Origin of the sequence: Micromonospora sp. DT228, assembly GCF_049841595.1 — a bacterium.
GTDB lineage: Bacteria > Actinomycetota > Actinomycetes > Mycobacteriales > Micromonosporaceae > Micromonospora.
Genome location: NZ_JBNCKO010000003.1, coordinates 559,572 through 581,144, shown reverse-complemented (window position 1 = coordinate 581,144; position 21,573 = coordinate 559,572). Strand labels below are relative to the sequence as shown.

The following is a 21,573-nucleotide window of genomic DNA, read 5'->3' as shown; positions in this document are numbered from 1 at the left end:
GGGTCAGGGGCGGTAGCGGTAGCCCATGCCCGGCTCGGTGACGAGGTGCCGGGGGCGCGCCGGGTCGTCCTCCAGCTTGCGCCGCAGCTGGGCCAGGTACTGCCGCAGGTAGTTTGTCTCGTTCAGGTATTCCGGCCCCCACACGTCCTGGAGGAGCTGACGTTGGCTGACCAGCTTGCCGGGGTGGCGCAGCAGCTTCTCCAGCACGCTCCACTGGATGGGGGTCAGCTTGACCTCGGAGCCGTCGTCGTGCCGCACGCGGTGGTCGACCAGGTCGACGGTGTGCTGGCCGATCCGCAGCGCCGGCACCGCCTCGCTGGGGGCGCCGAGGCGGCGGGTGACGGCGCGGATGCGGGCCAGCAGCTCCTCCACCCCGAACGGTTTGGTGACGTAGTCGTCCGCGCCGGCGTCGAGGGCGGCGACCTTGTCCGCACTGCCGGCCCGGCCGGAGAGCACGATGATCGGCACGCTTGTCCAGCCGCGCAGGCCGCGGATCACCTCCACACCGTCGATGTCGGGCAGGCCGAGGTCCAGCACCACCAGGTCGGGCGGGTGGCTGGCGGCGGCCTTCAACGCGGCGGCCCCGGTGTCGGCGACGTCCACGTCGTAGCGGCGGGCACGCAGGTTGATCCGCAGGGCGCGCAGGATCTGCGGTTCGTCGTCGACGACCAGGATGCGCGTCATTCCTGCGACCCCTCCGAGCTGGTCGGCGCGGCTGCTGGTAGCCGCAGCACCATGGTGAGCCCACCGCCGGGGGTGGTCTCCGGGGTGATGCTGCCACCCATCGCCTCGGCCAACCCCCGGGACAGGGCGAGCCCGAGGCCGACACCCGTCTGGTTGTCCCGGTCACCGAGGCGTTGGAACGGCAGGAAGACGTGCTCCCACTGGTCCTCGGGGATGCCCGGCCCTCGGTCGATCACCCGCAGCTCCACCTGGCCGGCGTGGGCGCTGGCGGTGATGGTGGGCGGCTGACCGGGCGGGCTGTAGCGCAGCGCGTTGGCGACGATGTTGACGAGCACCCGTTCCAGCAGGCCCGGGTCGGCGGTGGCGGCCGGCAGGTCGGCCGGGATGTCCGTGCCGACGGTCGCGGCCGCCGGGCCAAGTTCGTCCAACGCCAGGGGTACGGCGTCCTCCAGGCCGATCGCCGTGGCCGTGATGCCGAGGACGCCGGCCTGGAGTCGGCTCATGTCCAGCAGGTTGCCGACCAGCCGGGCGAGCCGGTCCAGCGACTCCTCGGCGGTCTCCAGCAACTCCTCCCGGTCGGACTCGTCGAACTCGATGTCGTGGCTGCGCAGGCTTGTCACCGCCGCCTTCGCTGAGGCGAGAGGCGTACGCAGGTCGTGGCTGACCGCGGCGAGCAGCGCGGTACGCATCCGGTCCGCGGCGGCCAGCGGCCGGGCGGTAGCGGCCTCCTCGGCGAGTCGCTCCTGGCGCAGCGCGACGGCGGCCTGGGCGGCGAACGCCTCGACGATCCGCCGGTCGGCGGCCTCCAACCGTCGGCCGCTGAGCACGACTGTGATCCGCTCGTCGACGGGTACCGCCGTCTCGCCGCCGTCGGGCGTGCAGGCCGGCTGCTCGCCGACGCTCGCCACGACGCACCAGGCGTGCTCCTCGCGGGCCCGCTCCGGGCGCCCGCTGGCCTCCTCGGCCAGCTCCAGCACGCTCACCGCGCGCAGCCCGAAGGTTTCCCGGAGCTGGTCGAGCAGGGCCGGCAGGGGGCGTTCGCCGCGCAGCACGCCACCGGCGACGGCGGCGAGGGTCTGCGCGTCGGCGGCGGCCCGCGCGGCTTCCCGGGTACGCCGGGCGGCCACGTCGACGATCCAGCTCACCGCCAGCGCCACGCCGACGAAGACGGCGAGCGCGAGCAGGTTGTCCGCCTCGGCGATGGTGAGCGTCCGGTACGGCGGAGTGAAGAACCAGTTGAGCAGCAGTGACCCGCCGAGCGCGGCGACCAGGGCGGGCCACACCCCGCCGACGAGCGCGACCCCGACGACCCCGGCGAGGAACAGCAGGATGTCGTTGGTAATCGTCAGGTCGGGCAGCGCCTTGAGCAGCAGGGTGAGCAGCGGCATGCCCAGCGCGGACAGGCCGAAGCCGAGCAGCCGGCGACGCCGGGACAACGCCGCCGGCACGGCTGCCGCCCGACGACCCTTACCGGCCTGCCGGTGGGTGACCAGGTGCACGTCGATCGAGCCGGAGAGCGCGGTGGTGGTGACCCCGACGCCCCGAGCGAAGATCTGCGCGAGGCGACCCCGCCGGCTGGCCCCGAGCACCAACTGGGTGGCGTTCACACCCTGGGCGAAGTCCAGCAGCGCGGCCGGCACGTCGGTGCCGAGCACCTGGTGGTACGTACCGCCCAGGCTCTCCACGAGGACTCGTTGGCGGGCCAGTTGGGCCGGGTCCGCGCCGGCCAGGCCGTCGCTGCGGGCCACGTGCACGGCGAGCAGGTCGGCGCCCTTGCTGCGGGCCGCGACCCGGGCGGCCCGACGGATCAGCGTCTCGCCCTCCGGGCCACCGGTCAGCGCCACCACGACCCGTTCCCGGGCCTCCCAGGTGGCGGCGATGCCCTGCTGGCTGCGGTAGCGGTCGAGCTGCTCGTCGACCTTGTCGGCAAGCCAGAGCAGCGCCAGCTCGCGCAGCGCGGTCAGGTTGCCGACCCGGAAGTAGTTGCCCAGCGCGGCGTCGATCTTGTCGGGTCGGTAGATGTTGCCGTGCGCCATCCGCCGGCGCAGCGCCTCGGGGGTCATGTCGACAAGCTCGACCTGCTCGGCGGCGCGGACGATCTCGTCCGGCACGGTCTCCCGCTGGGTGGTGCCGGTGATCTGGGCGACGACGTCGTTCACCGACTCCAGGTGCTGCACGTTGACCGTGGACAGCACGTCGATCCCCGCGTCGAGCAGCTCCTGGACGTCCTGCCAGCGCTTGTCGTGCCGGGAACCTGGCACGTTCGTGTGCGCCAGCTCGTCGACGATCGCGATCTCCGGCCGGCGGGCCAGCACCGCGTCCAGGTCCATCTCGGTGAACTCGGCGCCCCGGTAGTCCATGCTGCGGCGGGGCACCTGTTCCAGGTCGCCGAGCATCGCGGCGGTCTGCTGGCGGCCGTGGGTCTCCACGAAGCCGACCACCACGTCGGTGCCGCGCGCGGCCCGCCGCTGGGCCTCCTCCAACATGGCGTACGTCTTGCCGACGCCGGGGGCGGCCCCGAGATAGATGCGCAGTTCTCCGCGTGGCACGGGACCCATCCTCCCTGGTCAGGTCGGCGGGCGGGGCCGCGCCGGTCGGCTCGGCCCCGCCCGCGAGTGTGCTCAGCGCGCGGCGAACCGCTTGTCGAGGGCGAGGTTGAGCTCCAGCACGTTGACGCCGGGCTCACCCATGAACCCGAGCCCTCGCCCGCCGGTGTGCTCTTCGACCAGCTCGCGGACCGCCGCCGGGTCCGCGCCGCGCTCGCGCGCGACCCGGTTCACCTGCAACTCGGCGTACGCCGGGCTGATCTGCGGGTCGAGGCCGCTGGCGCTGGCGGTGACCGCGTCGGCGGGCACCGCCGGGTCGGCGGGCGCGTCGCCACGGATCGGGGTGACCACCCCACCGAGGGCCACGTAGTCCTCGCCGGGTTGGGCCAGCTCCACGGCGACCCCCTGGTACTCGCCGACGAATGGCGTCGCCGGGGCGGCCTGGTTGACGCTCACCACCCGGGTGACCTTGCCGGTCAGACCGCCCGCGCGGAAGACCGCGAGCACGGCGCCCACCCCGTCGTCGGTGCAGAAGGGGCGCCGGCCGTCGACGCCGTTCAGCTCGCCGATCTCCCTGCTGCGCCCGCAGACCTGGGTGAGCAGGCTCTCGCTGGCCTCCTCCGGGTCGGTGGCGAGGGTGTCGACGACACTCTCCGGGCCCAGGTTGCTGGCCGAGGTGGACGTCGGGTCGTAGCCGTCGCCGGCGGCCGAGGGGCGGGACTGGAAGTAGCGGGCGACGGGGTTGCCGTCCGCGTCGGTGAAGGACTGGCCGATCAGCGCGCTGCCGACGGTGTTCCCGCCCGCGGTGATCAGCGAGCCGTCGGCCTTGTGGTGGAGGCCGGGTAGCTGACCGAGCGCGACCAGCGCCAGCGGGTAGACGAGGCCGAGCAGCACGGTGAAGACGAGCACGGCGCGCAGCGCGGCGAGGTGTTGGGCGATCCAGGTGGGTAGACGCATCACGAAATCCCCGGGATGAACTGGATGAGCAGGTCGATGAGCTTGATCCCGATGAACGGCACGATGATGCCGCCCAGTCCGTAGACCAGCAGGTTGCGGCCGAGCAGCTTCGACGCGGCGGCCGGCCGGTACCGCACGCCCCGCAGGGCGAGCGGGATCAGCGCGATGATCACCAGGGCGTTGAAGATGACGGCGGACAGGATTGCCGACTCCGGGCTGGACAGCCGCATGATGTTCAGCGCGTCCAGGCTCGGGTAGAGGCCGGCGAACATGGCCGGGATGATCGCGAAGTACTTCGCGATGTCGTTGGCGATGCTGAACGTGGTCAGCGCGCCCCGGGTGATCAGCAACTGCTTGCCGATCTCCACGATCTCGATCAGTTTGGTCGGGTCGGAGTCGAGGTCGACCATGTTGCCGGCCTCCTTGGCGGCCGACGTACCGGTGTTCATGGCCACCCCGACGTCGGCCTGGGCGAGCGCCGGCGCGTCGTTTGTGCCGTCACCTGTCATCGCGACCAGCCGGCCGCCCTCCTGCTCCCGCCTGATCAGCGCGAGCTTGTCCTCCGGCGTCGCCTCGGCCAGGAAGTCGTCCACCCCGGCCTCGTCGGCGATCGCCTTCGCGGTCCGCGGGTTGTCGCCGGTGATCATCACGGTCCGGATGCCCATCCGACGCATCTCGTCGAACCGCTCCCGCATGCCGGACTTGACCACGTCCTTGAGGTGGATGACGCCCAGAGCGCGGGCGGGTTCACCGTCGACGTGCTCGGCGACCACCAGCGGGGTGCCGCCGGTGCCGCTTATCGCGTCCACGATCTCGCCGACCTGCTCGGTCGGGTGGCCGCCGTTCTCCCGTACCCACGTCATCACCGCGGCGGCGGCGCCCTTGCGGACCCGGCGGGCCGTGCCCACCGCGCCGCCGTCCACGCTGCCGTCCGGGGTCAGGTCGACGCCGCTCATCCGGGTCTGCGCGGTGAACGGTACGAAGGTGGCGTGCGGCATCACGCCGGGCTCCCGCTCGCGCAGCCCGAACTCGTTCTTCGCCAGGACCACCACCGAGCGCCCCTCCGGGGTCTCGTCGGCCAGGCTGGACAGTTGCGCGGCGTCGGCCAGACGGGCGGCGTCGACCCCCTCGACCGGGACGAACTCGGCGGCCTGCCGGTTGCCCAGCGTGATGGTGCCCGTCTTGTCGAGCAGCAGGGTGTTGACGTCGCCGGCCGCCTCGACGGCCCGACCACTCATGGCCAGGACGTTGCGCTGCACCAGCCGGTCCATGCCGGCAATGCCGATGGCGGAGAGCAGCGCGCCGATGGTGGTGGGGATCAGGCAGACCAGCAGCGAGATCAGCACCACCCCGGTGACGCCGGAGTTGGTGATCGCGCCACTGTCCGGTGCGGCCGCCTGGTACGCCTTGGAGAAGATGGCAAGCGGTTGGAGCGTGACCACGGCCAGCAGGAAGATGACGGTGAGCGCGGCGAGCAGGATGTTCAGCGCGATCTCGTTTGGCGTCTTCTGCCGGTTGGCGCCCTCGACCAGGGCGATCATCCGGTCGATGAAGCTCTCACCGGGCTTCTGGGTGATCTTCACGATGATCCGGTCGGAGAGCACCTTCGTGCCACCGGTGACCGCGCTGCGGTCACCGCCGGACTCCCGGATGACCGGGGCCGACTCACCGGTGATCGCCGACTCGTCGACGCTGGCGATCCCCTCGACGATGTCGCCGTCGCCCGGGATGATGCCGCCCGCCTCGACGAGCACGACGTCGCCCTGGCGCAGCTCCGACGCGGGCACCGCCTCGTCGCGGTAGGTGTTGGCCCGCGCGCCCGGCTTCCAGTCGACCAGCCGGGTGGCGATGGTGTCCTTCTTCGCCTGGCGCAGCGTCGCGGCCTGGGCCTTGCCCCGGCCCTCGGCGACCGCCTCGGCCAGGTTGGCGAAGACCACCGTCAGCCAGAGCCAGACGGTGATGGCCCAGGCGAACACCGACGGGTCGAGCACCGCCAGGACCGTGGTGAAGGCCGCGCCGACCTCGACGATCAGCATCACCGGGTTGCGCCACAGCGTGGTGGGGTTGAGCTTGCGTACCGCGTCCGGCAGGGACCGGATGAGCTGCTGGGGGTCGAGCAGGCCCCCGCCGATCCGGTTGCCCTGGGTGGCGGGTGTGCCGGGGAGTTGCTCGGTGGGGGCGGACGTGACGGACATGTCCTCGTTCCTCATGATGGTCAGAGCCCCTCTGCCAGCGGGCCGAGCGCGAGCGCGGGCAGGAAGGTCAGCGCGACGAGGACCACCGTGACGCCGACGACCATGCCGATGAACAGCGGTCGGTGGGTCGGCAGGGTGCCCTCGGACGCGGGGGTGGGTGCCTGGCGGGCCAGCGAGCCGGCCAACGCGAGCACGAAGATGAGCGGCAGGAACCGGCCCAGCAGCATGCACAGCCCGAGCGCGGTGTCCCACCAGGTGGTGTTGACCGTGATGCCGCCGAAGGCCGAGCCGTTGTTGTTACTGGCCGAGGTGAACGCGTACAGCACCTCGGAGAGGCCGTGCGGGCCGACGTTGAGCGCCGTGGAGTTGTTGCCGGTGGCGAACGCCGCAGCCGTGCCGACGAGCACCAGGATCGGCGTGATCAGGAAGTAGAGCGAGGCGAACTTGATCTCGCGCGACCCGATCTTCTTGCCCAGGTACTCGGGGGTGCGACCGACCATCAGACCGGCCACGAAGACCGTGATCACCGCGAGGATGAGCAGGCCGTAGAGACCCGAACCGGTGCCACCCGGCGCGACCTCGCCGAGCATCATGTTGACCATCGTCATCATGCCGCCGAGCGAGGTGAACGAGTCGTGGAACGAGTTCACCGCACCGGTGGAGGTGAGCGTGGTGGCGGCGGCGAAGGTGGCCGAGTTCGACACGTCGAACCGCACCTCCTTGCCCTCCATCGCCGCGCCGACCGCCTGCGGCACCGTGCCGTGGCCGGCCAACTCGAAGATGTTGGTGATGGCGACGCTCGCGAACGCGAGGATGCCCATCACCGCGGCGATGGCGTAGCCCTGCCGGTTCTGCCCGACCATCCGGCCGAAGACCCGGGGAAGACTGAACGGAATCAGGAAGATCAGGAAGATCTCCAGCCAGTTCGTCCAGGTGGTGGGGTTCTCGAACGGGTGCGCGCTGTTGACGTTGTAGAAGCCGCCACCGTTGGTGCCCAGCTCCTTGATCACTTCCTGGCTGGCGACCGGACCACCGGTGATGGTCTGGGAGCCGCCGGTCAGCGTGCTCACGTCGGTGCCACCGGAGAGGTTCTGCACCACGCCGCCGATCATCAGCGCGATGGCGCCGAGCACGGCGATCGGCAGCAGGATCCGCAGCACGATCCGGGTCAGGTCGACCCAGAAGTTGCCGAGCTGCCCGGTCCGGCTCCGGGCGAAGCCGCGTACCAGGGCCACCGCCACCGCGATGCCGACCGCCGCCGAGACGAAGTTCTGCACGGCCAGGCCGGCCATCTGCACCAGGTGGCCCATCGTCGACTCACCCGAGTACGACTGCCAGTTGGTGTTCGTCACGAACGAGACGGCCGTGTTCCAGGCGCCGTGCGGCACCACCGGGTCGAAGCCCAGGGACAGCCACAGGTGGTTCTGCACCCGCTGGAAGAGGTACAGGAACAGGATCGAGACCGCGGAGAACGCCAGCACGCTGCGGGCGTACACCCCCCAGGTCTGCTCGGCGGCCGGGTTGACCCCGACCAGCCGGAAGACTCCCCGCTCGACCCGGGACTGCTTCGTGCCGGCGACCGCCCGGAACATGTAGTCGCCGAACGGCTTGTAGACGGCGACGAGGGCCGCCACCAGCGTCACGACGAAGATGACGCCCGCTGTTGTCATGGTCATCAGAAGCGCTCCGGAAACAGCAGGGCGAACACCAGGAACGCGCCCAGGCCGATCGCGAGCACCAGACCGACGGCGTTTACCGCGTTCACAGCTTCTCCACCGCCCGGACCACAAGGGCGAGCACTGCGAACAGCACCACCGTCAGGACCACGAACACCACGTCAGACACGCTGACTCCTCAGACCGGAAAGGTTCGTCGCGACCGCCTTCCGGTCGCGCCGGGCAATCAAAGCCCCACCACCCGCCGGACGGCAGGGGTCATAACGCGACCATGACGGGGCCGAACCTTTTCTTGACGTGGTTTTCACACCTGCCCACTGAACAGGTGAAATGCGGCACAGGTCCGGGCCCGTCCGCGAGGTCAAGACCAGTTGTCCGTTCCCTTTGCTCTGCACCCGCGGAGGCGCCAGCTACAGAGCGTGAGCGTCGCCTCCGCGGGTGCAGAGCAAAGGACATACGAGAGAGACCATGCGCGACCCGGATGGGTGGCGCGTGGCGCGGGCGGCGGCCTGGCTCAGGCCGGGCGGCGGGCCACCAGCACGTCGCGCATGATCGACTGGTCGACCCGGTGCCGCAGCGCGCGGTAGGGCTCCTCGTCGACCACGGTCAGGCCGGCGTCGGCAAGCGCCGCCGCCGCGTCCTCGCGGCTGGCCACGTGGGTGTTCCAGGAGATACCGAGGGCACCGCCGGGACGCAGCAACCGCGCCCAGACCGGCGCGGCGTCCGCGAGCAACGCCAGCGGATCACGGGTCAGGCCCTTCTCGGCCGTACGGCTGCCGTGCTGCACGCCGTACGGTGCGTCGGCGACGACCAGGTCGACGGTCTCCGGGCGGAAGAACTCCGAAGAGCGGGCCGTGTCGGCGTTGACCACGTCGAGCAGTTGGGTCTGGCCGGCCTTGTGCTCCTCGCGGGTCGGCGCCAACTCGATCCGCACCCGCCGGCCGACCACCTTGCGTTCGCGCCGCACCGGCCCCGACTCCAGCACCCGGTGCTTGACCCGCTTCTGCTTCAGCCAGGTGGTGATGAACGCCCGGTACGCCTCGACGTCCTTCTGGTCGCGCTCGATGCCGGCGGCGTCGAACCCGTACATCAGGGCCTGGTTGAGGGTCGTACCCCGGCCGCAGAGCGGGTCGAGCACCCGGAACCGCCGACTGGTCAGCTCGCCGGCCCAGTCCGAGGCGAGCAGGGTGACGTTGAGCAGCAGCTTGGTGAACTGCTCGTTGGTCTTGCCCGGGTACTTCTGGATGGTGAGCAGGTCGTCGTCGTAGCGGTCCAGTCGGCTCCACTCGATCGGCCGCAGCAGCTCACCGACGATCTCGAACAGCGCGTACCCGGCGGAGAGATTGCCCAGGACGGCCAGGTCCCGCTCGGTCAGCCCGTCCCCGGTGAAGGTGACGTAGGACGCCCCTCCGACGACCTCGGTGTCCAGCTCGCCGATCCGGCCGTCGAGCGCCGAGCGGCCGAAGATCTCCAGCTCGGCCCGGGTCAGGTCGACGGCGGAGCGGGCGTACACCCGGTTGGTGGCGGGCAGGATCAGCAGGCCGTAGCGCGTCATGATCCGGCGAGTATTCCACAACCCGACCGGGTCGCCGGGAACCGGAGCGGCTCTCGGAGCGACTACCGGTACATGGGGTGTGAGCAGTGGCGGGAGGTCCTGTCCGCGCAGCTGGACGGGGAGGAGACCGCCGCCGAGCTGGCGGCGGTGCAGGGACACCTCGACGGGTGTGCCGAGTGCCGGGCCTGGTTCACGGCGGCGGCCGCGGTGACACGTCGGGTTCGTACCCGATTGGTGGCTGATGTGCCCGACCGGACTGCGGCGATCCTGGCCGCCGTCGCGGCGGAGCCGGCCCGCCGGCCGTGGTGGCGACGCGCTGGTTCGGTCGCGCGCGGTGGGTCGGTCGCCGGGCTACGCGCGGCGCTCGGGCGCGGCACGCTGGTCGCCGGGCTACGCGCGGCGCTCGGGCTGCTCGGCGCGGTGCAGTTGGTGCTCGGCCTGGCCCAGGTGGGCCGGGGCGCGACCACCGACCACCTGCACCCGTCCGGCCAGCACCTGTGGCACGAGTCAGCCGCGTGGAACGTGGCGGTGGGCGCCGGCTTCCTCTTCGTGGCGGTCCGCCGCAGCCCGCCGGCCGGGCTGCTGCCGATGCTCAGCGCGTTCGTCGGCACGTTGCTGCTGCTCTCGGTCAACGACCTGGCCACCGGATCGGTGGGCGGGGAGCGGCTGGTCAGTCACGGGTTCCTGGTGGTCGGCTACCTGATCACGGTGTTGCTGTCCCGGCCCGGCCTGCGCCCCGGTGGGCCTTCGCCGCAGCGGCAGCCAGCGCCGTCACGCTGGCGGTTCGGCACCGACGAGGTGGACCGGCCGCTGCGGGTGGTCCGCGCCGAGTCGTACCCGGCGCAGGCCGCCGACCGATTCGCGGCTCCGGCGGCGCGAGCTGATCATGCCGCCGCGGCGGCGCGTGCCGACCTCCCGGCCACGGCCGCGCGTGCCGACCGCGGTGGGCGGGCCGGCGGACGCCGCGCCGCCTGATCGCCATCGTCATCCTGACCGTCGTCATCGTGCTCCAGCTCGGCGAGTCGACCCCCGTCATCGGTGCCGGTGACGACGCGGGGGGCGCCGTCAGCGGCGACGCGACCATCCCACCCGGAGCGGGATCGGGCAGCTCAAGCGGGCGGCGCTGGCCGGGTCGGGGCGGCGATGGCCTGCGGGATGACCTGTTCGACGATTGTCAGCAGGGTGGTGGCGAGCAGTAGGTGCACCTGGGCACGTGTCAACGCGCCGCGCTGGAGCCACTCCCGGGCGGTCGACGTGGCCAGACCGCCGTACGCACGGACCATGGCACGCGACTCCTCCCGGTGCTCCGCCTCGCCGGCCAGGCCGACGGCGACGAGCATGCGGTCCGCGGCGACCTCCTCGGCTTCGGCGAGCACCCGTTCCACGTCCGCGTCGCCGCCCATCCCCCGGGCGGTGAAGGCCGCCAGCCAGGAGGTGCTGTGCCGGGACACCACGTCGAGGAACCAGGAGACGCTGGCGTCGACCCGGGTCCGCAGGTCACCCTTGGGCAACCGGTCGAGGGCGACCTCCGGAATTGTCACCATGACCCGCACGACCTCCAGGTAGAGGTCCTTCTTCGCACCGAAGTAGTGGTTGACCAGACCGCGAGCGACACCCGCCTCCCGGGCGACGTCGGTGGTCGACACGTCCGCGTACGGGCGCTCGCCGAACAGCCGGACCGCGCAGGCCAGGATCTGGCCGCGCCGGGCGTCCGGCTCCAGACGACGGCGGCGCGGAGCCGTCTCGACACTCATCTGCCCGACCCTAGCGGCAGCCACCCCCCTCACCTTGATCAAGTGATGAGAAGTAGGTACAGGGCAGCTTCGAGACCTACTTTTCATCACCTGATCAAGAGGTGCCGCCCGTGATCACTTCATGTCCAGCAGTTGCCAGCGCCGTTCTCGAACTGCTGAGCATCACGTGATCACTGGCCGCGGCGGCGCCGGACCACGTGCCGACCGAGGTGCCGCAGGTTGGACGTCTCGGAGTAGAGCGCCGCGTTGATCGCGCCGACCGCCACTCCGGGCGCCCGTTGCACCCGGTCGACGTCCCGGACCACCCGGCCGATCAGCGTGAGCCGACAACGGAGATCGAACAACTCCCTGCGTGCGTAGTGCAACGCCGTCTCCAACCCCCGACCCGCTCCCGCAGCCACGCCAACTCCGTCGCCTGATCCATCGGGCCTCCTCCCAGCACTCGCGATTGCTGACCAATCGGCCCGAGCCCCAGCCGGGCCGATGAGTTCACCTTCACCCATTCGGAAGGGCTGCGCAAGTAGGTAGACGCAATTCGGCATTCCTGATCGCCCTACCTTCGACTGATGGGTGAGGTCCCGGGTCCACTGGTCGGTCCGCACGAGTTGCAGGAGTTGCTCGGCGGCGTGAGCCGGACCCGGATGCGTCAGCTCATCCGCTATCCGACCTTCCCCGCGCCGTTCCAGCGGCTGCACGGGACCACGGTCTGGCTGCGGGCCGATGTGGAGGCGTGGATCGCCGAGCACCGCCCACCTCGCCCCACCGACGGCGACGAGGCCGAGTAGTTCACGCGCGCTGGCTGCGCCGACCTGGTCAGCGGCCGAACTTCGCGATCGCGTCCGGGGTCACCGGGGTGAAGAAGTTGACCAGGTTGCCGTCGGGGTCGCGGAAGAGCAGGGCTCGGTTACCCCAGGGCATTGTCATGGGCTCGTTCACGACGTCCTCCACCACGAGCTGCAGCCTCTCGTAGAGCGCGTCCACGTCTGCCACGAGGAACTCGATGATCACGGTGTGGTTGTCGGCCGCGCGGGCCGACCCTGGCGCGAACAGTGGGACGGTGCGGGTACTGCCGATCGCCAGCGTGCCGTGGGGGGTGCGCAACTCGGCGAAGTCCTCGTTGCCCCAGGCCGCCTGCACGCCCGTGATCTTCTCGTAGAAGCCGACCAGGCGGTTGATGTCGTCGGTGATGATGCGGATCGATACGAAATCCATGCCTTCTCCCTGCTCAGTACGGTCGGTACCGGTCTGTCGCCCGAACGCTAACCCGAATACTGGACAGATCTGGTCCAGTATTCGGGTTAGCGTTCAGACCGTGGCACGACCGACAGCCCAGGTGCTCGCACTGCTGGGGCTCCTGCAGTCCGGCGGCGTCCGGACGATGGCCGAGCTTGCCGAGCGCCTCGGTGTCGAACCGCGCACGGTGCGGCGCTACGTGAGTCACCTGGTCGACCTCGACGTGCCAGTGGAGTCGGTGCGCGGTCGCTACGGCGGGTATCGGCTCGCCGCCGGCTATCGTCTGCCGCCGCTGATGTTCAGCGACGACGAGGCCCTGGCCGTCCTACTCGGCCTGATTGCCGGCCGCCGTGCCGGGCTGGCGACCGCTACCGGTACGGCGGGCGAGACTGCCACCGCGAAAATCCGGCGCGTCCTGCCGCCGCGGATCGCGGACCGGCTGGACGCCGTACTCCAGTCCCTCGCCTTCACCACCGAACCCGGCGACTTACCTGCGCCGCAGACGGACGTACTACTCACGGTCGCCGAGGCGGTCCGCCAGCACCGGCCGATCTCACTCCAGTACACCTCGCGCAACGGCAGGCGTAGCGTCCGCGCACTGCATCCGTTCGGGCTGGTCAACCATGCGGGCCGGTGGTATGTCACCGGAGTCGATCCGGATATCGGTGCGGATCGGACCCTTCGGCTCGACCGCATCGCGGACGCGAGAACGCTGCCCGGCTCGTTCGAGCCGCCCGCCGGGAACGATCCCGCAGCGCACCTCCTCGCCTCGATGGCACAGGCGCCGTACCAACATGCGGTGTCGCTGCGGGTACGAGGAACACGTGAGCAGATCCGCAGGCAGCTACCGGCCAGCATCGCCGAGGTGCGAGAGGGTGCGGACGAAGGTTGGCAGGACGTGGAGATCCGGGCAGAGAGTCTCGACTGGTTACCCGCCGTGCTCGCCGCGCTCGACCTGCCGTTCGTCATCGAACGCCCCGACGAACTCCGCGACCGTGTCGTCGCACTCGCTGAGCGGCTGGCGGCCTCCGGACGACGTGAGTCGACCCGCGGCTAGTCGCCCGGGGCGCTGGCGGGCTGCGGGCACCTGCCCTTCGCGGACGACCCGGAGCCTTGTGCCCGGCTGCGGACCACGACTTATTGACATGCTGCCAACACGGCGCGAGGGTGGTGGACATGCCGACGCCCCCGCTCGACGGTTCCCCCTCAGTCTGGCGCGAGCCGGAGCACGACGACCTCGCCGACCTGGCCCGCGCCTTCTTCACCAAGGAGGTGCTGCCGCACGCCGACCGCCTGCTGGCGCAGGGGCATCCGGACCGGGAGCACTACCGCCGCGCCGGTGAGCTGGGGCTGCTGGGCCTGTCCGTTCCGGAGGAGTACGGCGGCGGAGGCGGCCGGTTCACCCATGAGGCGGTGCTGTTGCACGAGCAGGCGTACTCCGGAGAGAACAGCCTCGGGTTGTCCGTCCACAGTGGCATCGTCACCGGCTACCTGGTCGCGTACGGCAGCGAGGAGCAGAAGCGGCGGTGGCTGCCCGGCCTGTGCAGCGGTGAACTTGTCGGCGCTATCGCGATGACCGAGCCGGACGGCGGCTCCGATCTCCAGGCGATGCGCAGCCGGGCGATCCGCGACGGGGACGACTACCTGATCACCGGTGCGAAGACGTTCATCACAAACGGTGGCCTGGCCGACCTGATCATCGTGGCCGCGAAGACCGACCCCGAGCAGCGGGCGGCGGGTGTCTCGCTGCTGGTCTGCGAGGTCGGCGGCGATCCGGAGGGCTTCCGTCGGGGCCGACTGCTGTCCAAGATCGGGTTGCACGCCAACGACACCGCCGAGTTGTTCTTCGACGAGTTCCGGGTGCCGGCGGCCAACCTGCTCGGCGACGCCGAGGGGCGGGGCTTCATCCAGCTCATGCAGCAGCTTCCGCAGGAACGGCTGGTCATCGGCGTCGGCGCGGTCGCGGCCATGGAACGGGCCGTCGAGTTGACGGTCGCGTACGCCAAGCAGCGCACCGCCTTCGGCAAGACGCTGATGGGCCACCAGAACACCCGGATGGTGCTCGCCGAGTGCGCCACCCGCGCCCGGGTCAGCCGGGTCTTCCTGGACGACTGCATCGTCCGGCACACGCGCGGCGACCTGGACGTGGCGACCGCGGCGATGGCGAAGTCGTGGCTCACCGAAGGGCAGTGCGAGGTCGTCGACAGGTGTCTCCAGATCTTCGGCGGTTACGGCTACACGACGGAATATCCGATCGCCCAGATGTATGCCGACGCCCGAGTCCAGAAGATCTACGGAGGCACCAACGAGATCATGAAGGAGTTGATCGCCCGTGCCCTCTGAGGCGTACGTCTACGACGCGGTCCGCACCCCGCGCGGACGCGGCCGGGACACCGGCGCGCTGCACGGGGTCAAGCCGATCTCCCTGGTGGTCGGCCTGATCGACGCGCTGCGCGAGCGCAACCCCGGCCTGGACGTGGGCCGGCTGGAGGACCTGCTGCTCGGCATCGTGACCCCGGTCGGCGAGCAGGGCGGCGACCTGGCACGCGCCGCCGCGCTGCTGGCCGGGCTGCCCGACCAGGTGGGCGGGGTGCAGCTCAACCGGTTCTGCGCCTCCGGACTGGAGGCGGTCAACTCGGCCGCCGCGCGGATCCGCTCCGGCTGGGAGCACCTGCTGCTCGCCGGCGGGGTGGAGTCGATGTCCCGGGTGCCGATGGGCGCCGACGGCGCGGCCTTGGCCACCGACCCGCAGACCGCGCTTGCCACGTCGTTCGTGCCGCAGGGCGTCAGCGCCGACCTGATCGCCACCCTGGAGGGGTTCACCCGCGACGACGTGGACGGCTACGCGCTGCGGTCGCAGGAGCGGGCCGCCAAGGCGTGGGCCGGCGGGCACTTCGCCCGCTCGGTGGTCCCGGTACGCGACGGCAACGGGCTGGACATCCTCACTGTCGACGAGCACCCGCGCCCGGAGACCACCCGGGAGGCGCTGGCCCGGCTCACCCCGTCGTTCGCCACGATCGGCGAGGCGGCCGGTTTCGACGCGGTCGCGTTGCAGAAGTTCCACTGGCTGGAGGCCATCGAGCACGTCCACCACGCCGGCAACTCGTCAGGCATCGTGGACGGCGCGGCACTGGTGCTGATCGGCTCGGAGTCGGTGGGCCGGGATCTCGGCCTCACCCCGCGCGCCCGGATCGTCAGCGCGGCGGTCAGCGGCGTCGACCCGACGCTGATGCTCAGCGGCCCGATCCCGGCCACCCACAAGGCGCTCGCCGTCGCCGGGCTGACAGTCGACGACATCGACCTGTTCGAGATCAACGAGGCGTTCGCGGCGGTGGTGCTCAAGTACGTCCGCGACCTGGGCCTCGACCCGGACCGCGTGAACGTCAACGGCGGCGCGATCGCGCTCGGCCACCCACTCGGCGCGACCGGGGCGATGCTGATCGGCACCGCCGTGGACGAGTTGGAGCGCCGCGACCTGCGCCGCGCCGTGGTGACCCTCTGCATCGGCGGCGGCATGGGCGTCGCCACAGTTCTCGAGCGCTGCTGACCGGGGGACGACAATGACAAACACCATCCGGTACGACCGCGACGCCGACGGCATCGTCACGCTCACCCTGGACGACCCCGACCAGTCCGCGAACACCATGAACCGGGCGTACGCCGCGTCCATGAGCGCCGCGCTCGACCGGTTGGAGGCGGAGCCCGATCTCGTCGGCGTGATCGTGACCAGCGCCAAGTCCACCTTCTTCGCCGGTGGCGACCTGCCGGAGATGGTCCGCGCGACCCGAGCCGACGCGCCGGAGCTGGCCGAGTTGCTCGACACCATCAAACGGGACCTGCGCCGGTTGGAGACGCTGGGCCGACCGGTGGTCGCCGCGATCAACGGCTCGGCGCTCGGCGGTGGCCTGGAGATCACCCTCGCCTGTCACCACCGGATCGCGCTGGACGCGCCGGACAGCCGGCTCGGGCTGCCCGAGGTGACCCTGGGCCTGCTGCCCGGTGCCGGCGGTGTCACCCGGACGGTACGAATGCTCGGCCTGGCCGCGGCACTGACCACGGTGCTGCTGACCGGTCGCCGGATGCGCCCCGCCGACGCCCTGGCCGCGGGGCTTGTCGACGAGGTGGTCGCCACCCCGGCGGCACTGCTGGACCGGGCCCGCGCCTGGATCGCCGCCAACCCGCGCCCGAGCCAGCCGTGGGATCGGCCGGACTACCGGATGCCCGGCGGCACCCCGGCCAGCCGCTCGCTGGCCGCCCAGTTGCCGGCCTTCCCGGCCACCCTGCGCAAGCAGCTCAAGGGTGCCCGGCTGCCCGCGCCCGAGGCGATCCTGGCGACCGCCGTCGAGGGGGCGCAGGTCGACCTGGCGACCGCGTTCACAGTGGAGACCCGACACCTGATCGGCCTGCTCACCGGGCAGGTCGCCAAGAACATGATCGGCGCCTTCTTCTTCGACCTGAAGGCCGTCAACGGCGGCGCGGCCCGGCCGACCGGCGTGGACGCCCCGCCGGTGCGCCGGGTGGCGGTGCTCGGCGCCGGCATGATGGGCGCGGGCATCGCGTACGCCTGCGCCAGCGCCGGCCTGGACGTGGTGGTCAGGGACGTCACGCCGGAGGCCGCCGGCCGGGCGCGGGAGCACGCGGAGCGGTTGCTGGCCCGCGCGGTAGGCAAGGGCCGCGCGACGGAGGCGGACGCCCGAGCGGTGCTGGGCCGCATCACCACCACGGACCAGGTCGACGCCCTCGCCGGCTGCGACGCGGTGATCGAGGCGGTCTTCGAGGACCCGGCGTTGAAGAGGGCGGTCTTCGCCGAGGTGCTGCCGGTGGTGGCGCCCGACGCGCTGCTCGCCTCCAACACCTCCACCCTGCCGATCACCGGGCTGGCCGAGGGACTGGACCGGCCGGCCGACGTCATCGGCATGCACTTCTTCTCCCCGGTGGACCGAATGCCGCTGCTGGAGATCGTGGTCGGCGCGCGGACCAGCGACACCACCCTGGCACGGGCGTTCGACCTGGGCCGGCGGATCGGCAAGACCCCCATCGTGGTCAACGACGGCCGGGGCTTCTTCACCAGCCGGGTGATCGGTCGGTTCCTCGACGAGGCGGTCGGCATGGTCGTCGAGGGCGTACCGGCCGCTTCGGTGGAGCAGGCCGCGTTGCAGGCCGGCTACCCGACCGGGCCCCTCGCTCTGGCCGACGAGGTCAGTCTCACCCTGATCCAGCGAATCCGTCGGCAGTTCGAGGGCGCCAGCGAGGAGTTCCTGCCGCTGCCGGCGCACCGGCTCGTCGACGAGCTTGTCGACGCGTACGACCGGCCGGGGCGCGCCGCGGGGCGCGGCTTCTACTCCTACGACGACGGCGCCCGGGGCCGGCTGTGGACCGGCCTCGCCGACCTGGTCACCGACGCCGGACGGGCGGTGCCGTTCACCGACCTCCAGGAACGGATGCTCTTCGCCGAGGCGCTGGACGCGCTGCGCTGCCTCGACGAGGGGGTGCTGCGCACCGAGACCGACGCCAACATCGGCTCGATCTTCGGCATCGGCTTTCCCGCCTGGACGGGCGGGGTCGTCCGCTACGTCCGGCAGTACGCGGGCGGTCCCGCCGGCTTCGCGGCACGCGCCGCCGAGCTGGCCGACCGGTACGGCGACCGGTTCACACCCCCGGCCGACCTGGTCGACCGGCTGGCCGCCCGATCCGGCGAACCGGCAGGCGTCGCGTGACGGGGCCCACAGCTCCGTCCGAGTCGCCCGCCGACGAGCCTGGCACTGACGGCGGGCCTGGCAGCGGCCGCGAGCCTGCCGGATCAGCGCGCAGCGAATCGGCGAACGGCCATCCGGCGCACAGCGGCTCAGCGCAGGGCGGGCCGGCACAGGGCAACTCGGCGCGCAGCAGGCCGACGCGTGGTGGGCCGCTCGCGGGTGTGCGGGTGGTCGAGCTGGCCAGCCTCGCGCCGGCGCCGTTCGGCTGCATGGTGCTCGCCGACCTCGGCGCGGACGTGGTGCGGGTGGACCGGCCGGGCGCCCCGGGTGCGGGGCGGCTGGCCGCGCCGACCGGCGGGCCGTTGCAGCGCGGCCGACGGGTGACCGCGCTGGACCTGAAGTCCCCGGCCGGCGTGGCCGACCTGCTGCGCCTCGTCGAACGGGCGGACGTGCTCGTCGAGGCGTACCGGCCGGGGGTCGCCGAGCGGCTCGGCTTCGGCCCGGAGGTGTGTCAGGCGCGCAACCCCGGGCTGGTGTACGCGCGGATGACCGGCTGGGGCCAGGACGGCCCGCTGGCGTCGCGGGCCGGGCACGACATCGACTACATCGCGGTGGCGGGGGCGTTGGAGCCGCTGGGCCGCGACGGCGAGCGCCCGTACGCGCCGACGAACCTGCTCGCCGACTTCGGCGGGGGCGGCATGCTGCTTGCCGTCGGTGTGTTGGCGGCGCTGCTGGAACGGGAACGCTCCGGCGTCGGCCAGGTGGTCGACGCGGCGATGGTGGACGGGTCGGCGCTGCTCACGTCGTTCCTGCACGGGCTGCTCGGCAGTGGCCTGTGGTCCGCTCCGCGCGGGCGCAACATGTTCGACGGCGGAGCGCCGTTCTACGACACGTACGCCACCGCCGACGGTGGATTCATGGCCGTCGGCGCGATGGAACCGGCCTTCTACGACGTACTCCTCACCGGCCTCGACCTGGCCGACGACCCGGACCTGCCCGCGCAGTACGACCCGAGCGGCTGGGAGGTGTTGCGGCGGCGCTTCACCGCGCGGTTCGCCGAGCGGACCCGGGACGAGTGGACGGCGGTCTTCAGCGACCTGGACGCCTGCGTCGCGCCGGTGCTCGCCCCCGGTGAGGCGCACACACACCCGCACAACGCCGCGCGGGGCACCTTCGTCGAGGTGGGCGGCGAGATCCAACCGGCCCCGGCGCCCCGCTTCGACCGGACGCCCGCGGCCCGCCCGGCCCCCGCGCCGGACCCGGATCGGGACGTCCTGCCGGCGGCGGAGATTCTCGCCACCTGGCCGCGACGGACCTGACGGGTCTGCACGTTCTGGGCAGTGATGGCACGCTCGGCAGAGCCGGTCCCGGCCGGGACGGCAGCCGTTCTTCAGGGAGTCGACGAGCATGGCCACGGACCTGTGGAAGGGCCACATCAACGGAATCCTCTACGGGATCCAGTTCGAGCAGGTGCTTGACGACTCGGTGGTGGCCTGGGTCGCCAGTGGCGTGGTCGACGGGCGCTACCCGGGCGACCGGACCGCGACGCTGGACGCGCTGGACCAGGCGCTGCGCTCCGGGGTCCCGCTCAACGACGAGATCGAGACCCGGCACAGCGAGGAGAGCATCCGCACGTTCCTCCAGCACCTCGCCAGCGCACTCCGATCGGGCACCTCCGCCCCCCGGCCGCGTTGAGCTAGAGGTCCCGCGACAGGGGACCGCGTCCACGTCAAGGTCAACACGAGGTCGGCAACATCGGGGTGTCCGGCCCGGTGGGATGCCCCGCTTTCAAGGACCCTGTGTTGATCAAGCGCGGGCGCGGTGAGCCAAGGCCGACAGGCGGACTCAGGCGGCGGCAACATCCCCGTTTCGTGCCGCCGGCCCCGCGCGGGGCATGATCATGGAGCTGAGGCGGGTCGGGAAGCCTCGCCGGCAGCGGAAACCGAGAAGGAGGTGCCCGTGCCGGACGCGGACGAACTCGTCGCCAACGCACTCGCGGCGGTGCGCGGCGCCGACGTACGGCAGGCCGAACGGCAGCTGGACCAACTGATTGTCGGCACCGGCGCGGCGGACGGCAGCACGGCGGTGGACGCGGCGTTGCTGCGCCGCCTGGTCCGCGGCCTGACGCGGCTTTGGCCGCGCGGCTGGCAGCCCGTCGACCTGGACCGGATCACCGCGCGGCGACTCGACGCCCGCGCGGCGCGACTGGTCCGCGACGCGATGGCCGTCCAACGGCGCGAGCAGCCGGATCCGGTCCCGGCCTGGTTCGACGAGCAGCTACGCGAGGTCACCACCGAGGGGCGGGCGAACGCCGAGAACGTGCTGTCCGGTTGGTCCGCCCGAGAGTCGCTGGACCGGGTCGACGCGCTCCGTACGGCCGTGGACGTCCTCGCGCTCGTGGAGAGCCTGCCGCCGATCGCGGTGCTGCGCCCGCCACCCGGGTCGAGTGGCGCGGCGACCGCCCGGTCGGCCGGTCCGGCGCGCAGCGGGTCGCCGATGCTGGATCGGGTCCGGGCGCTGCTGGCCAAGGCCGAGTCGACGACCTTCCCGGCCGAGGCGGAGGCGCTTACCGGTAAGGCGCAGGAGCTGATCGCCCGACACAGCATCGACGAGGCGCTGCTGGCCGCCGGGTCGGAGCGCGGCGACGTGCCCGGCGGGGTACGCCTGAGCACCGACACCCCGTACGCGGGCGCGAAGGCACTGCTGGTGCAGGAGGTGGCGGTGGCGAACAGGTGCGAGGCGGTCTGGTCCGACGATCTCGGCTTCGCCACGGTGCTGGGCTGGCCGGCCGACCTGGTGGCGGTGGAGTTGCTCTACACCTCGCTGCTGGTGCAGGCCACCGCGGCCATGCTGCGCGGGCGGGCGGAGCGTCGGCCCGGATCGGGGCGGCGGACGAAGGTGTGGGACGAGTCGTTCCTCAACGCGTTCGCGCTGCGGATCGGTGAGCGGTTGCGCGCGGCCACCGAGGCGGCCACCGACGCGGCGGACCAGGCAGCGGCCGAGACGGCCGGGGCGGAGCGACTGTTGCCGGTGCTCGCCGCCCGGGGCGAGGCGGTCCGGGAGCGGCTGGACACGCTCTTTCCCGGCGTGACCCGGCACCGACTCAGCGTGCGCGACGCCGAGGGCTGGTCGTCGGGCACCTCGGCCGCCGACCGGGCGTCGCTTGACGTCGGCGGCGGGCGCAAGCCCCGCCAGGTGCCGGGCCGACCCGATCGGCGCTGAACAGCCCGGCGTGGGACCCCCACCGGCGACGATTTCTACGATTTTCTTCGGTACG

At 71.9% G+C, this 21,573-nt stretch carries 19 protein-coding genes; 9 read left to right on the top strand and 10 right to left on the bottom strand.

Translation table 11 applies throughout. The features are described 5' to 3' along the window. Window positions 1–3: 3 nt before the first annotated feature. The 7 genes from ACLQ29_RS09480 to ACLQ29_RS09450 form a co-directional block, all read right to left on the bottom strand. Window positions 4–684 (bottom strand): response regulator, encoded by a 681-nt coding sequence (locus ACLQ29_RS09480; RefSeq protein WP_425771223.1) that lies wholly within the window; start codon window positions 682–684, stop codon window positions 4–6. Then, complete coding sequence (locus ACLQ29_RS09475) at window positions 681–3,233, bottom strand: DUF4118 domain-containing protein (RefSeq protein ID WP_425771222.1); 2,553 nt, start codon at window positions 3,231–3,233, stop codon at window positions 681–683. The genes ACLQ29_RS09480 and ACLQ29_RS09475 overlap by 4 nt, the downstream gene beginning before the upstream one ends. Before the next feature lie 72 nt (window positions 3,234–3,305). After that, window positions 3,306–4,187 carry a potassium-transporting ATPase subunit C gene (locus tag ACLQ29_RS09470; RefSeq protein ID WP_425771221.1) on the bottom strand — a complete coding sequence of 294 codons (882 nt, stop codon included), beginning with the start codon at window positions 4,185–4,187 and terminating at the stop codon, window positions 3,306–3,308. Continuing rightward, the gene (gene kdpB / locus ACLQ29_RS09465) at window positions 4,187–6,382 is read right to left on the bottom strand and encodes a potassium-transporting ATPase subunit KdpB (RefSeq protein WP_425771220.1); all 2,196 of its coding nucleotides are present in this window, start codon (window positions 6,380–6,382) and stop codon (window positions 4,187–4,189) included. The genes ACLQ29_RS09470 and kdpB overlap by 1 nt, the downstream gene beginning before the upstream one ends. Window positions 6,383–6,402: 20 nt before the next feature. Beyond that, on the bottom strand, window positions 6,403–8,058 hold the full coding sequence (kdpA, locus tag ACLQ29_RS09460; protein ID WP_425771219.1) for a potassium-transporting ATPase subunit KdpA: 1,656 nt from the start codon (window positions 8,056–8,058) through the stop codon (window positions 6,403–6,405). After that, a complete protein-coding gene (gene kdpF / locus ACLQ29_RS09455; RefSeq protein ID WP_393365946.1) occupies window positions 8,058–8,147 on the bottom strand; it encodes a K(+)-transporting ATPase subunit F in 90 nt (29 codons plus the stop codon). The genes kdpA and kdpF overlap by 1 nt, the downstream gene beginning before the upstream one ends. Window positions 8,148–8,572: 425 nt before the next feature. Further along, the gene (locus ACLQ29_RS09450; protein ID WP_425771218.1) at window positions 8,573–9,613 is read right to left on the bottom strand and encodes a TRM11 family SAM-dependent methyltransferase; all 1,041 of its coding nucleotides are present in this window, start codon (window positions 9,611–9,613) and stop codon (window positions 8,573–8,575) included. Window positions 9,614–9,685: 72 nt separating this feature from the next. Here ACLQ29_RS09450 and ACLQ29_RS09445 point away from each other — a divergent pair, with 72 nt between their 5' ends. Next, window positions 9,686–10,588 (top strand): zf-HC2 domain-containing protein, encoded by a 903-nt coding sequence (locus ACLQ29_RS09445; protein ID WP_425771217.1) that lies wholly within the window; start codon window positions 9,686–9,688, stop codon window positions 10,586–10,588. A gap of 134 nt (window positions 10,589–10,722) precedes the next feature. Here ACLQ29_RS09445 and ACLQ29_RS09440 read toward each other — a convergent pair whose 3' ends face one another. Continuing rightward, window positions 10,723–11,367 carry a TetR/AcrR family transcriptional regulator gene (locus tag ACLQ29_RS09440; protein ID WP_425771216.1) on the bottom strand — a complete coding sequence of 215 codons (645 nt, stop codon included), beginning with the start codon at window positions 11,365–11,367 and terminating at the stop codon, window positions 10,723–10,725. 170 nt (window positions 11,368–11,537) lie between these two features. Then, complete coding sequence (locus ACLQ29_RS09435) at window positions 11,538–11,768, bottom strand: hypothetical protein (protein WP_425771215.1); 231 nt, start codon at window positions 11,766–11,768, stop codon at window positions 11,538–11,540. Window positions 11,769–11,933: 165 nt separating this feature from the next. Here ACLQ29_RS09435 and ACLQ29_RS09430 point away from each other — a divergent pair, with 165 nt between their 5' ends. Then, on the top strand, window positions 11,934–12,152 hold the full coding sequence (locus tag ACLQ29_RS09430; protein WP_266248397.1) for a helix-turn-helix transcriptional regulator: 219 nt from the start codon (window positions 11,934–11,936) through the stop codon (window positions 12,150–12,152). A 28-nt stretch (window positions 12,153–12,180) separates the two neighbouring features. On the opposite strand, the gene ACLQ29_RS09425 is transcribed toward ACLQ29_RS09430, so the two are convergent. Further along, window positions 12,181–12,579 (bottom strand): VOC family protein, encoded by a 399-nt coding sequence (locus ACLQ29_RS09425; RefSeq protein WP_425771214.1) that lies wholly within the window; start codon window positions 12,577–12,579, stop codon window positions 12,181–12,183. A 100-nt stretch (window positions 12,580–12,679) separates the two neighbouring features. Between ACLQ29_RS09425 and ACLQ29_RS09420 the strand changes: the two genes are divergently transcribed. The 7 genes from ACLQ29_RS09420 to ACLQ29_RS09390 all read left to right on the top strand — a co-directional run bounded on the left by ACLQ29_RS09420 (window position 12,680) and on the right by ACLQ29_RS09390 (window position 21,518). Next, the gene (locus tag ACLQ29_RS09420) at window positions 12,680–13,657 is read left to right on the top strand and encodes a helix-turn-helix transcriptional regulator (protein ID WP_425771213.1); all 978 of its coding nucleotides are present in this window, start codon (window positions 12,680–12,682) and stop codon (window positions 13,655–13,657) included. Between the two features lie 119 nt (window positions 13,658–13,776). After that, window positions 13,777–14,943 carry an acyl-CoA dehydrogenase family protein gene (locus ACLQ29_RS09415; RefSeq protein WP_425771212.1) on the top strand — a complete coding sequence of 389 codons (1,167 nt, stop codon included), beginning with the start codon at window positions 13,777–13,779 and terminating at the stop codon, window positions 14,941–14,943. Then, a complete protein-coding gene (locus ACLQ29_RS09410; RefSeq protein WP_425771211.1) occupies window positions 14,933–16,147 on the top strand; it encodes an acetyl-CoA C-acetyltransferase in 1,215 nt (404 codons plus the stop codon). Before ACLQ29_RS09415 ends, ACLQ29_RS09410 begins: the two co-directional genes overlap by 11 nt. A gap of 13 nt (window positions 16,148–16,160) precedes the next feature. After that, complete coding sequence (locus ACLQ29_RS09405) at window positions 16,161–18,317, top strand: 3-hydroxyacyl-CoA dehydrogenase NAD-binding domain-containing protein (RefSeq protein ID WP_425771210.1); 2,157 nt, start codon at window positions 16,161–16,163, stop codon at window positions 18,315–18,317. A gap of 200 nt (window positions 18,318–18,517) precedes the next feature. Continuing rightward, entirely contained in the window at window positions 18,518–19,615 is a 1,098-nt protein-coding gene (locus tag ACLQ29_RS09400; RefSeq protein WP_425771209.1) for a CaiB/BaiF CoA transferase family protein, read from the top strand. An 88-nt stretch (window positions 19,616–19,703) separates the two neighbouring features. Beyond that, window positions 19,704–19,991: a hypothetical protein gene (locus tag ACLQ29_RS09395; protein WP_425771208.1), complete on the top strand. Its 288-nt coding sequence runs from the start codon at window positions 19,704–19,706 to the stop codon at window positions 19,989–19,991. Window positions 19,992–20,255: 264 nt separating this feature from the next. Beyond that, window positions 20,256–21,518, top strand: coding sequence for a DUF2786 domain-containing protein (locus ACLQ29_RS09390; RefSeq protein WP_425771207.1), 1,263 nt, complete (start codon window positions 20,256–20,258; stop codon window positions 21,516–21,518). The last annotated feature ends 55 nt before the right edge of the window (window positions 21,519–21,573 follow it).